The 14,283-nt window shown below is 36.3% G+C and carries 9 protein-coding genes; 7 read left to right on the top strand and 2 right to left on the bottom strand.

The window, feature by feature from the left end:
* The first annotated feature begins 170 nt into the window (after window positions 1–170).
* From SLW70_RS14195 to SLW70_RS14165, 7 genes are all read left to right on the top strand, one after another.
* On the top strand, window positions 171–2,807 hold the full coding sequence (locus SLW70_RS14195) for a right-handed parallel beta-helix repeat-containing protein (protein WP_320889261.1): 2,637 nt from the start codon (window positions 171–173) through the stop codon (window positions 2,805–2,807).
* Window positions 2,804–3,490, top strand: coding sequence for a hypothetical protein (locus SLW70_RS14190; RefSeq protein WP_320889260.1), 687 nt, complete (start codon window positions 2,804–2,806; stop codon window positions 3,488–3,490). Before SLW70_RS14195 ends, SLW70_RS14190 begins: the two co-directional genes overlap by 4 nt.
* A gap of 26 nt (window positions 3,491–3,516) precedes the next feature.
* Window positions 3,517–5,196, top strand: a complete 1,680-nt coding sequence (locus SLW70_RS14185) for a sulfatase-like hydrolase/transferase (protein ID WP_320889259.1) — start codon at window positions 3,517–3,519, stop codon at window positions 5,194–5,196.
* A 201-nt stretch (window positions 5,197–5,397) separates the two neighbouring features.
* Window positions 5,398–7,956: a VPS10 domain-containing protein gene (locus SLW70_RS14180; RefSeq protein ID WP_320889258.1), complete on the top strand. Its 2,559-nt coding sequence runs from the start codon at window positions 5,398–5,400 to the stop codon at window positions 7,954–7,956.
* Between the two features lie 80 nt (window positions 7,957–8,036).
* Window positions 8,037–9,374 (top strand): family 43 glycosylhydrolase, encoded by a 1,338-nt coding sequence (locus tag SLW70_RS14175; RefSeq protein ID WP_320889257.1) that lies wholly within the window; start codon window positions 8,037–8,039, stop codon window positions 9,372–9,374.
* A gap of 136 nt (window positions 9,375–9,510) precedes the next feature.
* Window positions 9,511–11,022, top strand: coding sequence for an arylsulfatase (locus SLW70_RS14170; RefSeq protein ID WP_320889256.1), 1,512 nt, complete (start codon window positions 9,511–9,513; stop codon window positions 11,020–11,022).
* Window positions 11,023–11,248: 226 nt separating this feature from the next.
* A complete protein-coding gene (locus tag SLW70_RS14165) occupies window positions 11,249–11,548 on the top strand; it encodes a hypothetical protein (RefSeq protein WP_320889255.1) in 300 nt (99 codons plus the stop codon).
* Between the two features lie 159 nt (window positions 11,549–11,707).
* Here SLW70_RS14165 and SLW70_RS14160 read toward each other — a convergent pair whose 3' ends face one another.
* Together SLW70_RS14160 and nhaA are read right to left on the bottom strand one after the other, a co-directional pair.
* On the bottom strand, window positions 11,708–13,015 hold the full coding sequence (locus SLW70_RS14160) for a TIGR00341 family protein (RefSeq protein WP_320889254.1): 1,308 nt from the start codon (window positions 13,013–13,015) through the stop codon (window positions 11,708–11,710).
* Complete coding sequence (gene nhaA / locus SLW70_RS14155) at window positions 12,999–14,174, bottom strand: Na+/H+ antiporter NhaA (RefSeq protein ID WP_320889252.1); 1,176 nt, start codon at window positions 14,172–14,174, stop codon at window positions 12,999–13,001. Before nhaA ends, SLW70_RS14160 begins: the two co-directional genes overlap by 17 nt.
* Window positions 14,175–14,283 lie beyond the last annotated feature (109 nt).

Here is a 14,283-nt window from a genome sequence, read left to right as displayed (position 1 = left end):
TATAAAAACCATTCGTGTTATTCTCTAAATCATTTGTTCAAGTAAATCATTTGCTCTTGATTTAAATTTGTTTACCATTTAAACTACCAATAAACCAAATTATAAACAATGCTATTGAGATGAATTTTACTTTGAAAAAAACGATAACCGTCCTCTATTTATTTTTGGTAATGACTACATCAGCTAAAAATATCTATGTTGCCAAAAACGGAAATGATTCTAATGCAGGAACCGAGGCCAGTCCGTATTTGACTATTTCTAAAGCAGCTACTGTGGCTGTTGCGGGTGATGTCGTTTATATAAAACAAGGGACTTATGAAGAAACACTAACGCCAACCAATTCTGGAACAGCTGGAAATCCGATAGTATTTCAGTCCTATCCTGGCGACAAAGTGATTATCAGTGCGATGCAGGCACTTTCGGGTTGGACTTTAGATAGTGGAAATGTCTATAAAACAACGATACCATTTGCATCATTGGGTCAGGATAATTTTGTAATGAACGGAGCAACTGCTTGTGATTTAGCTCGCTGGCCTAACAAAATAGATAAAAATCCATTTGCACTCAATACCCTTCGTAATACGGGGGGAAGCGGTAGTGATGTAGCTACGGGTGCGTATTTACTTTCGAATCAAATACCAGCTATTGATTGGACAGGAGGTACACTTTATTTTTATGGAGACAAAGCAGGTTCGGGTTGGTTGGCTTGGAAAGAAACTATCACCAGTAGTTCATCGGGTAGAGTCAATTTTGAACTTAATAAAAATCCCACTTGGATTAGAACGGCACATGCCCCAGCAGATTTAGGGGACTTTTACCTTGAAGGGGTCAAAGGTGCTTTGGATTATCAAAATGAATGGTATTTTAATGAAACGACTAAGGAACTGTTTTTGCAATTTCCTGCTGGAGTAGTTCCTGCAGATGGTGTGGTCAAAATGAAACGTCGCAATTTGACGGTAAATTTAAATGGTAAGAAATACATCGAAATTAAAAATCTAGCGGTCTTTGGCGGACGAATCGAGATAAAAGGAACCACTACAACAAACAATACACTCTATGGAGTAACGGCTTTGTATTGCAATCATACCTTAGGGGTTTTTTCAGGATTTTCAGCTAATAAACCTGCCGTTTTTATTGAAGGAACAAATAATTTGGTTGATAAATGCGATATTGGTTTTGGTGCTGCTTCAGGGATTCAAATTGCAGGAACTTATAACAAAGTAACCAACACTCGCATCCATGATTTTAACTATTTGGGGTCTTATGATGCGCCCTTGATGGCTAGAGGAGGCAACTACAATACCTTTAAAAATAATTCGATTTTTAATGGAGGACGTGATGCCATTCAATATTTTGGTCAATATTGTGAATTTGCTTATAATGATGTTTCTAAAAGTAATCTTATCGCTGACGATTGTGGTTTGTTTTATACCGTGGGCAAACAATTAGGAACTGAAATACATCATAACTGGTTTCATGATGCTGCTTCAACAGGCACAAAATATAAAGCAGCTGGAATTTACCTTGACAATGATGCCGAAAGTTTTTCAGTACACCACAATGTGGTATGGAATACTGAATGGTCAAGTATTCAAATCAACTGGAACGGAAAAGACATCAATATTTTTAATAATACCTTATGGAATGGCAGTACGGTCATGGGTGCTTGGCATAAAGAAGGAACCGCATTTTCGAATGTGAATGTTTGGAACAATTTAGGCAGTAGTGATAGTTGGGAGCCGCAATCGGATAAACAAAATAATTTGGTGGTTACAACAACCGTTTTTGAAAACAGTGCGTTGGGAGACTTTAGATTAAAAGCGAATGCTTCGCCAATTGACAAAGGAAAAATAATACCAGGAATTACTGATGGCTACGCAGGTGTTAGTCCAGATGCAGGTGCTTATGAGTTTGGTGATAATTGGGTAGCAGGTACCAATTGGAATCCTAAATACGGCCCAACAGGAATGGGATGCTACGGTGTACCAGGAGAAGATTGTATAAACGATGCTGACAAGGACGGAATAGAAGATGCGCTTGATTTGTGTCCTAATACACCTGTGGGAACTAAAGTAAACAGTACCGGATGTGCTTATTTTGGATTACCAAATGATAATTTTAAAATTCAAACAATAGGGGAAAGTTGTAGAAACAGTAACAATGGAAGTATCCTTATTACTGCCAAGGAAAACTTGAATTACACCGTAACGTTAGAAGGTACCACGCAATTTAAAACGTTTTCAACTAGTACCCAATTTGATAATTTAGCTGCGGGAACTTATACGCTTTATATCACTACAACTGCCGATGCTAATTATAAACAATATTTTACGGTTGTCATTACAGAACCTAGTGACTTAGCGGTTTTGACCAAGAAAAATACAATCAACAACGAAATCACCTTAACGCTTTCAGGTTCTGACTCCTATAAAATTGATTTAAATGGCGAAAGTTTTAAAACAAACCAATCTCAAATTACCTTAACATTAAAAGAAGGCCTTAACGATTTGACAGTAAAAACCGAAGCGGAATGTCAAGGTATTTACGAGGATAAAATTTTAGTTTCCACCAGTCAAATTTATTATACAAATCCAGTAACAAACGAGTTAAAAATAGAAGGTGATTTTATAGGTAAGCCAATTTCGTATAGTTTAGTTTCATCATCAGCTCAGCGTATTATCGAAAAGTCATTTCAAGCTACAGAAAATAGCATTGTAATTCCAATGGCAAATTTATCCGAGGGAATTTACTTTTTCACGATTAACTATTCAGCCAAAATCAAACAATTAAAAATTATAAAGCAATGAATCATTTTTTAAAAATCATTATGTTATCAATGCTTTTCCTATCTATAAGTTGTAGTAAGGACACAGCTGAAACGAGTCCGAGCCCTGTTGCTGCTCTATTAACATCTCCTTTGAAAGATACGGAATGCAATACAGGAACCCTTGTTTCAACTACAGAGAACAAGGTGGATTTCCAGTGGAAAGCTTCAAACCATACCGATAAATACACTGTTGTGGTGACTAATTTGAATACCAAAGTTGTAACTGAGAAAGAAGTAAGTACTCCTGCAGCTACATTTACTTTAATAAGAGGCGTACCTTATTCTTGGAAAGTAATTTCAAAATCAAATAATACCACAGTAACAGCTAGCTCTGAAACTTGGAAATTTTACAATGCAGGGGAAGGGATTAGTAATTATGCCCCTTTTCCCGCGGATGTTGTAAGTCCACTAATGGGAAGTACTGTTTCATCAAATCCTGTAACGCTACAATGGAATACGACGGATATTGATAACGATATCTCAAAATATGAGGTCTATTTTGGAACTACAAATCCTCCAACTCTTTTACATACGACAACAACCAATAAATCAATTACAAATCTAAATGTAACGCCTAAAACAATTTATTATTGGAAAGTGATAACCATTGATGCTAAAAACAATCGTTCTACTTCCCCTATATTTGATTTTAAAACACAATAAATAAAAACGATCACAAAATTTATCCAATGAAAATATTCTGTTATGTATTGTTGACCGCTGTTACGATTACTGGTTTTGCTCAAAAAAATAACAACCAGCGACCTAATATTATTCTTTTATTTGCTGACGATATTAGTGCACGTGAGCTTCCCATTTATGGTTCTACTGTATGGAGTCCGCCGTCTGGAGGTGATACCTCGGATAAACAGTATAGAGCTCAAACACCTGTTTTAGATAAGATAGCTAATGAAGGCTGTTATATCACAACAGCTTGGGCGGGAGTGGTTTGTTCACCCAGTAGAGCCATGATGATGACAGGGCGATATGCTCATTTACATAAATGGTGGGATAACAAACACATCGGGAAATTTACAGATGAAAACGGAAAATTAACGACTTACAACTTATATTCCAGTTCTCCTTATACGATAGGAACTATTGCTAAAAAAGCGGGCTACGCTTCTATCTGGGCAGGTAAATCCCAAATGCGAAGTGCCGATTTAGAAAAATTTGATTTTGATGAAGGAATTTTTACTCCAGGCGAATCTTCTAGTAAAATGGAAACCAATCCGTTTACAGATTTCCGTTTAGAAGAAAAAATGATAGACGGCAAAAAGCAATTGGTCAATGTCAATAATGGTGCTATCGTAAATTCATATGCGCAAGATGGTTGGTACTGGAGACCTCATGTGTTGTTATTGAATCAACCCAAATCAAAAAAGAAGTACCAATGGTGGCCTAACACCCCCGAAAGCATTAAAAACTATAGCACCAATACCTATGGTCCTGATGTGGAACTAGATTTTATTTTGGATTTTATGGAGCGAAAAACCAAAGAAAACAAACCTTTCTTTATCTATCATACCTCACATCTAGGACATGATGCTATGGATTTTTTGCATCCAACAGAAAATAATAAATGGCCTGGAACACCCATTGTCAAATGGAACGGAACACAATATACTCGTACGCAGCCTAATATAACAGGAGAAAAAGGAGTATATGACACCCATGAAACCGTAACTGGTCCTGGAATTCACAATCATGTTAATTATCTTGATTACCAAGTTTCATTGTACTTGAAAAAGATGAAAGACCTTAAAATTGAAAACAACACCATTTTTATATTCTGTGCTGATAACGGAACTAGTGGTTATGGAAAAAACAGTCCTGTTAGTCAAAAAGGGTGTCATGTCCCATTTATAGTGTATGCTCCAGGAATGAAAATGACTAAAAAAGGAAAACAAGAGGTATTAGTAAATATTTCTGATGTTCTTCCTACGATTGCTGAACTCACAGGTGTTAGTTTACCTAAAGATTATGAAATCAATGGTGAAAGTTTAGTTCCTTTTTTAACAACCAACAAAAAAACGCATCGTGATTGGTTGTATTCGTATAGTGTTGGCATGCAATTAATTCGTGGTAACACCGTTCTGAAAGATGGAAAAGATAAATGGTACGATGTCTCTAAGACACCAGCCGATTTAATCAGTTTTCCTTTCATAACAGATTGGTCTAAAGCCACAGCTGAACAACGAAAAGAAAGAGATTTATTCAAAACCATTTTACCCCGTTTTGACAAATTTTCTGAAAGTCCAAACGGCCCTTTGTCCGATAAAGATCAAGCTAAAATTGATGAAATAGATAAAAAGCAAGCCACTAAACAAGGAACTAAGAAAAAAAATAAAGGAGGAGATGAGGATTAAACTCTTTTATTGGGCGTGTCCCTCCGCAATCCCGAAGCTTCGGGACGGGTCGGGCTATCGGCTACAAAGGCAGTTCACTGAACTCCTATTAAAATTTATTACTAAGTGAAGTAATCTTTAGATGGCATAAAAGTCCGCCATCAAAACGATTTTCGCTTCTATCCCTCACGCAATGCAGTACCATTTACAACAACCCTTACCATGAAAAAAACAATAATCCTTCTCTTTTTGGCTAGCCTTTCGTTTCAAGGATACGCTCAACTAGATAAAAAATATTTCAAAAAATTACAAACTGAAAAAGTCACTTCTACTGATGCTGTGGAGTGGCATCAATTTGGTCCAGGAATGGCGGGTTATTGCGAACAATATTGGTGTCATCCCACAAATACCAATGTAATGTTCATGTCACCCGATATGTTCAATAGTTACGGTACTTGGGATAACGGAAAATCATGGCATACTATCAAAGATTATGATGGAAATGGTAGCGATATCCGTCGGGTGCAAGCCATTGAATTTTCTCGCCAAACCGCCTCTTTTGGTTTAGCTATTGATGTGAGAGGAGATTTATATCGAACAGATAATACAGGGAAAAACTGGAACAAAGTGCCTGATTTTATGAGTAAAGGCCGTTATGCGAGTTTGGCTGTGGATCCTTCAAATGATAACAATTGGTACGTGGGTAGTGGCGATTTTTGGAACGTAAAAGCCAATCACAGAAGCCTTAATAATCTTAAAGGGGTGGTTTATAAATACGCATCTTATGGTAATATTCTAAAAAGCTCCGACAAAGGTAAAACTTGGAAAAAAATCACCAAAGGCTTGCCTGAAACGTTGGATGTAGGTCGGATTATCGTGGATCCAAACAATTCGAAAAATATCATCATGGCAACCAATTCGGGGGTGTATCGCAGTACGGATCAAGGCGAAAGTTGGGAAATCAGCGCTACAGGTTTGCCGAACAATTTACCTCGTGATATGACATCTTATTACAATCCAAAAACAAAAGAGTTTGTACTTTATGTACTCGAACAAACGTTCTATATACCCGATGGTAAAACCCTAAAAGCAAAAGGAGGTATTTATAAAAGTACGGATGGCGGTAAAAACTGGTCGTCTATTTCAGGAAATATAGCTTTGGATTACACTAAAATCACGACTTATGATGCTATAAGAGGCTATTGGAAAACGATGGCTTTTTGGTTTGGAAAACCAGAGAATAGCATCAAGGAGCAATATCCTAATTTACCAACTGAAATGTTTACGACCTTCAATCGTTTAGTGGTAAATCCTTTGAACAAAGACGAAATCTACATTTCGCACAATGTAAAACACGATAAGGCTTTTGGTCCTGGTGATGTCTGGAAAACTACCGATGGAGGAAAGCACTGGATGGCTACCGCTCGTACAGGTAAAGATTGGGCTGCTAATAAAGACAAAGGGTATTGGGAATCCCGAAACAATCCATTAGGTGAAAACACTAAATTTGCACACCTTCAAGCGGAAATTGATCATCGTACCGAAATTTCAGGTAATCGTTTTATGCAAATCAATACTAAAGGCGAACTTTTTATTTGCATCGAACAACAAATTTTACGTTCCAATAACGGAGGTCAATCGTGGGAACAAGTAGATGATATCGAAACCAAATCGGGTAGCAAACATTGGGTAGGTCGTGGCGGAAGCAATTTACCAGGCCGTTTTATGTTATTGGACACCGGTATCAAAGGACGCAAATTCTTTTGTAGTGGCGAACACGGTTTATGGGAAAACGCAAGTTTAGATGATTATCCAGATAAAAATGCGGTTGCGGTCAAGCAAATTGAAGGTCAGGTTAATGAAAAGGGAGCAACCTCGATTGCTTCAGTAGCCGTTCATCCTAAGGATCCCAATACAATTTACATTTTGATGTTCAGACAAGACCATCGCGGTGCTTTCAGACGCAGTACTGATGGTGGAAAAACATGGGAAGACCTTTCTGTTCCTTTGCCTTGGACAGGAAACACTTCATCGGAGCATATTTTTCAATATTCCCTTGTTATCGATTATAAGAATCCCAAAAACATCTATTTTACGGTTATTGCCAATGCCATTTCGGAGGTTAGTGATAGTCGATTATCGGACGAGTTTAAAATTTTAGGTGTGATGAAAAGTAGCGATGGAGGTTTAACTTGGAACTTGAGTAATACAGGTTTGCCTGAAGGCGCTAGTGTGAACCGAATTGCGATGGATCCTGAAAATCCTTCGGTTTTATATGCTGCTTCAAACCAAGGAAAGAAAGGAGTTTTGGGTGGTTTATACAGAACAACCAATGGTGCGAGTAGTTGGGAAGCCGTTGCCATTCCGTCGGCAATTAAATCAGTAAACAACGTTTTTGTAGATAAAAAGACCAAGGATATTTACATTTCTTGTGGAACTAAAATGGGTACTTTTGACGAAGGTGGCGTGTGGAGAAGCAAAAACAATGGAAAAAGTTGGGAAAAAATATTCGATATGCCTTATGTATGGCAAACCGAAACTTCGCCATTAAATCCTAATTTGATTACTGTGGTAGTAGCGGCTCAAAACGAAGCCAAAGGCGCTACTAATGTCAATCCAGGAGCCTATCTCTCAACGGATGCAGGGAAAACTTGGATCAAAATCAATAAAAATTTAGGACAACCCGATACCATTACCGACTTGAAACCAGACCCAGAGGACGAATCCATTTTGTGGTGTGCGCTCAAAGGAAGTGGATGGGCTAAGGCAGTTATTAAGTAAGCGGCTGCGTATGTAAGTTGAGTACTCTAAATCCTTAGCTCCAAAAAAAGTAAGTATCAATAATAAAACAACTATTACTAATGACCAAAAAAATAATTATCGGTGGTCTATTGTTATCGCTTCAATGTTTGATAGCGCAAAACCCTTTAGTAACCGATATTTTCACTGCTGACCCAACCGCTCGTGTTTTTGATGGAAAATTATATGTCTATCCATCACACGATATTGTACCCAAAGAAGGAGTAGAAGCGCCTCGTTTTTGCATGCCTGATTATCATATGTATTCGCTAGAAAATGGTAATACTTGGAAAGACTATGGTGTTATCTTAGACCAAAATCAAGTGCCTTGGGGTAAAAAAGATTCTAACGGAATGTGGGCACCTGATTGCATCAAAAAAGGAGATTGGTATTATTACTTTTACCCAGCTGAACCAGCTGACCAGTCGGCTTTTAGACGTATAGGGGTGGGTATTTCTAAAAGTCCCACAGGTCCTTTTAAATGGGAAAAAAATTATATTGCTGAGGTTTCAGGAATTGATCCAGGATTATTGCTAGATGACGATAATAAAGCATATTTGTATTATGGTGGAGGTCAGGATTTATTTGTAGCACCTTTAAAAGATAATATGATTGAAGTAGCCGCCAAGCCCATCAAAGTGGAAGGCTTGCCTGCAGGGTACAAAGAAGGTTCCTTTCCTATCAAAATTAATGACTTGTATTATTTGACTTTTGCTCATGTATTCCCTAATGAGGGATATACGATTGGATATGCAACCAGTAAAAGTCCGTTAGGTCCTTTTGAATACCGAGGTAAAATCATGGATAATATTAGTAATGGAACCAATCATCATTCGATTGTGAATTATGAAGGTAAGTGGATTTTGTTTTACCATTGGTGGGATATTAGTGGTTATAACAAACTTCGTTCGATTAGAGCTGATTATTTAGAAATGGATGATAAAGGTGGTTTTAAAAAAGTAAAACCAACGATGAGAGGTATAGGTTCGCCAACTATTGGGGAGAAAATTGAAGTGGACCGCTATAACGAAATCAATAATGCGAATACCAATTTTGTGGGAGGCATCGAACCTATTGGTTGGATGGTTTGTGATACTAAAATGATGAGTAATGTAAAGTTCAACGAGGTTAATTTTGATGATGGCTCAGCCACGAAAATGGAAGCTCGAATAGCCTGTGGACAACGAATAGGTCATTTTGAAGTTCGATTGGATAATCCCAAAGGAAAACTCATTGCCGATTTCCCAGTGAAATATACAGGAGGATGGAATTTATGGGAAACTATTGAAACTAAATTACTCGAAAAAGTTACAGGAAAGCAAAATATTGTCGTGGTCTTCATTGGGGAACATGGTATGGAAAAAATAGTTAATTTAAATTGGCTTTTATTAAAAAAATAAAGCGTGTTATCAGCGAGGGGCTTGCGTGAGGGATAGGAACGGAAATCCTTGTGGCGGCTGGCATTTATGCCGCCACAAGATTGCAGTGTATAGCCCGACCCTTGGGGCACGCCCAAAAAAAATTAAAATTAAAGAAATGAAAAAAAACATCCTTTTAGCACTTAGTCTAGCACTAGCTTTAAGTGTTACAGCTCAAAAAAAACCGAATGTAATTGTTGTTCTCGCCGATGATATAGGAACAGGAGATTTGTCATATTACCGTAAATTACACTCGGATAAAATTGTATTAGAAACACCTGCCTTAGATCAATTAGCGCGAGAAGGAATGATTTTTACAGATGCACATGCACCGGCCGCTTTGTGTGCTCCATCACGTTATGCCATTATGACGGGGAACAACTGTTACCGCAGTTATGCGCCTTGGGGCGTTTGGGGATCCTACCAAGAATCTGCGGTAAAGCCCGACCAACTCACACTAGGAAAACTAATGAAAAATGCGGGCTACAGTACGGCTTTCTTTGGGAAATGGGGATTTGGATCCGATTTTTACGAAAAGGATAACCCGAACAAAATTTACCAAGGTTCACGTCAGAAAATTGAAATGGATGTTGATATTCGCCAAATTGCGGGTAATGGTCCTAAACAAAACGGATTTGACTACAGTTTGATGTTTCCATCTGGAATTCAAAACGTGCCCTATGCCGTTTATGAAAATGAAAAATGGATGCCTCTGGAAAGTAATTCAAAAATCGGATTTATTTCGCAAGAAAACATGACGAAAATTGGCGTTACGCTCGACAAAGAGGAAGGTCTAGGAGACACTGCTTGGGATCCACACAATATGGGGCCCCTTTTAGTAAACAAAGCGGTTAATTTTATTGAAAAAACAGATAAAAAAAGTCCTTTTTTTATGTATTACTGTTCGCTAGCGGTGCATTTGCCTCATTCGCCTTCAAAAGAATTGAACGGCAAAAAAATTGCGGGCACAACCCCTTCCGCTCATATGGACATGATTAAAGAGCTAGATGTGCAAATAGAAATGCTCATAGCGGCTCTAAAGAAAAAAGGGGAGTATGAGAATACCATCTTTATTTTCACTTCAGACAATGGAGGCTTGCAAATTAAGGAGACAGCCCAATCTGGACACAAATCAAGTGATATTTACCGCGGAGGAAAAAACCAACCTTATGAAGGAGGACATCGTGTGCCATTTATTGTTTCATGGCCAGGACAAATCAAAGCCAAATCCATATCGGAAACTCCTATTGTAGGATTGGATATTTTGGGTACACTTGCCGCAGTAACCAACCAAAAAATACCTGAAGGTCAGGCCGTCGATTCGGCTAATTTACTGCCTATTTTATTAAGAAAAAGTAAATCGCCTGTGCATCCGTATATCATTTCTCAATCAGGAACTTCCAAAGAAGCCATCATTACCCAAGACGGATGGAAATTAATTATAGCTTTTGACAAAAAAGATAAAAGTGACCAAATCAGAAAACCTTTTGCACTTTACAATTTGAACGACAATCTAGAAGAGAAAGAAATCGAGAACCTTATTAACAATCCAAAATACCAGTCTGAAGTGGAGGCTCTTTTTGAGGCCTACAACCAAATCAGAACAACAGAAAAAGCAACCAAAATTTAAAGGATGACCAAAAAAAAGTTGCTACTGTAGCTTAGCTTTATAAGATAAATGTAAACTATAAATTGATAAAAGGCCTACAAATAATTGGATGAATTATCCTAAAATAGTAATGTGATTAATAATAAATGATTTCATATGTATAACAAATGTCTTTAATACATGAAGGGGTCCATCTTACTATTTTGTCTTTTCTATATTTGTCCCATAACCATTAAAAGAAATTAAAATGAAAAAATTAATTGTATCAGCGTTTTTATTAATGCTTACACTAGGTGTTACTGCACAAGAAGCAAAAAATATTGAAGGAGCTATAAAAGAATTAAAATTAGAAGAAAATCAAGCGAATCAATTACGAACTTTTGTTAAAGAAAAATATGCAAAAGTTAAAGACCTAAAATCTCAAGGGCTATCAACTGATGAAGAAGCTGCAAAACTTAAAGAAATAAACCAAGTACATTTTGCTAGGGTAAATAAACTACTTGGTAAAGAAAAAATGGTGGAGTTTAATAACTATTGGAAAAATTAACAATAGATTTCATTAAATGTTATTGTAATTAAAATAAGGCTTCGATTTATTATCGGAGCCTTTTTCGATTTAGGTGTTGGACAAAATTACTAATTCGGCGACAAACAACAGTTTTTAATATTTACACACAGTTTTTGGTACAGTGCCAAAATATCAATTTTATTTTTGGCTGTATATCTCGATGGACTTTTTGGATAAGCGTTGTTCTAGCCAACTAGCTAATTTTTTCTCTGATTCTTTTTCGAGGACTTTAGTACTTTTGTAAATTAAAATTGGCACTGTTTTTACGCTATCTGTTTCTTCGTTATAAGTGTGATTAGCGATGGATATATTAACAATTTCAGGAAATAGTATTTTGATTTCTGCTAATAGTGCTTTGTTTTTGTATTTGTTGTCTTCTATTTGTTTTTTTAAATTTAAAATAGCAAGATCTTTTTCGCTTAGGACTGATTTGTTATACTTTATTTCGTTAAGTATATCGCTCTTCAAATCGGTTGTATCTTGCATAATCAATAATTTGGTGTTATTGATTTCGTAGGCTTTTAATTTTTCATTTAAGGCCTTAATTTCTTTTTCTGTAAATTTTTTAGAGAGAAAGCCAAGTTCTAATTTTTTTGGGTTTTGATTGAATTTGGTTTTTTTATATAAAATAGCAATTCCTTTGCTAGAAAATTCTTTTTCTAAATAAATGTCAACGGCATGCTGGTATTTTTTTTCTTGAAATAGTTGATAAGCAAAGAAAATACTAGGTAAGATTAGAATTGTAATTAGGGTCGAAATAATGTATTTTACTTTTGTTTGGTATTTGTCTGTAAGCTGTTTTTTTGTAGGGTATTTTAAATATTTGACTATAAAAAATGTAGATATACAGATGAAAACACAATTAATGGCATATAAATAGATTGCTCCAAAAAAGAATCGATAATTCCCAACTGCAAGGCCATAGCCAGCGGTACATAATGGAGGCATCAAAGCTGTAGCAATAGCAACTCCAGGAATAGGATTTCCTTTTTCAACACGAGTAATTGCAATTGCTCCAACTAATCCTCCTGAAAAGGCAATGATTATATCATAAATATTAGGAGCCGTTCTTGACAGTAACTCAGGTTGTGTTTCTTTGAATGGACTAATATAAAAGTATAGTGTGGATACAACTAAGCCTACTAAGGTGGCCACCATTAAGTTTTTTAAGGATTTTTGGAGTAAATAAAAATCATAGACTCCTAGTCCGAAACCGGCGCCAACAATAGGTCCCATTAAAGGAGATATTAACATGGCACCGATTATAACCGCTGTAGAATTCACATTTAACCCTACAGAGGCTACTACTATAGCACAGGCTAAAATCCAAAGATTTGAACCGCTAAAGGAAATGTTAGATTTAACATTTTCTAATACTTTTCTTCTGTCTTCTTCCCCTTGATTAAGGTTGATAAAGCGTAGGAAGTCACTAACTAGCTTTTTCATTTTTGGTTCCTTTTAAGGTTTGTTTTAAAAATAGGAAACCAATAATACCTGCCATAAGTGAGGAAAGTAAAATAATAAATTTAGCGTTGTTGATAATCTCTTGGTCCTCAAAAGCAAGCAAGGTGATGAAAATAGACATTGTGAACCCTATTCCTCCTAAGAATCCTACTGAGATAATTGTTTTCCAATTTAAATCATCTGGGAGCTTACATAATCCTACTGATACAGCAAGAAAACTAAATAAGGCTATTCCGATTGGTTTTCCTAAAATAAGTCCTAATGCAATTCCGATACTGTAATGTTGTTCTAATGTTTCTCCAATATTAGAGCTTAAAACAATCGCAGTGTTAGCTAATGCGAAAAGAGGAAGGATAAAGAAACCAACAGGTTTGTGTAAAAAATGTTGTAACTGATAAGAGATGGATGTTTTTTCACCTTTTTCGAAAGGAATGACAAAAGCCAAAAGAACTCCAGTAATAGTAGCATGTATACCTGAATTTAGCATAAAGTACCACATAATAGCTCCTCCAATTAAGTAAGGGTATAGTTTTACGACTTTCATTCTGTTTAAAACAAACAAAATAAGCATAACTCCTAAAGCTGAAAGTAAATTAATCCAAAATAATGTTTTAGTGTAAAAAGCAGCAATTACTAATATGGCTCCTAAGTCATCAATAACGGCCAAGGCTGTAAGGAAAACTTTTAATGATAAAGGAACTCGATTACCTAGTAATGATAGGACTCCCAAAGCAAATGCAATATCAGTAGCCATTGGGATTCCGGCTCCGGAGCGTGTGATGTCAGCTTGGTTTAATAATAAGTACAATCCTGCAGGAACCAACATACCTCCTAAGGCTGCAAAAATAGGCAGTAGTGCATCCTTTATATTGGATAATTCTCCTATGTATATTTCTCTTTCAAGCTCTAAACCAATTAATAGAAAAAAGATAGTCATCAATCCGTCGTTAATCCAATACTCTAATGTTTGACCTCCAATTGGTGTTAGCCAAGCGTGGTGGTATTGTTCTCCAAAAAGGGAATTGGCTAGGAATAAAGAAATTAATGTACAACCAATTAGTACAAGTCCACTTGATTTTTCATTCTCAAAAAATTCTTTAAATAAATCGGATTTATAGATTTGTTTTATTCTTTTTCTCATAGGAGTTTAATTTCTAGATACTATATGTTATCTTTTGTTTTTTAATTTTTTTCAAAAATACCGAATTTGCTAGTAATTCCATAACTAAATAAGACTATATTAAATTGAT

The organism is Flavobacterium sp. NG2, from assembly GCF_034119845.1.
Classification (GTDB): Bacteria; Bacteroidota; Bacteroidia; order Flavobacteriales; family Flavobacteriaceae; genus Flavobacterium.
The sequence above is the reverse complement of the archived record's forward strand: the minus strand, read 5'-3'. Positions and strand labels throughout refer to the sequence as shown.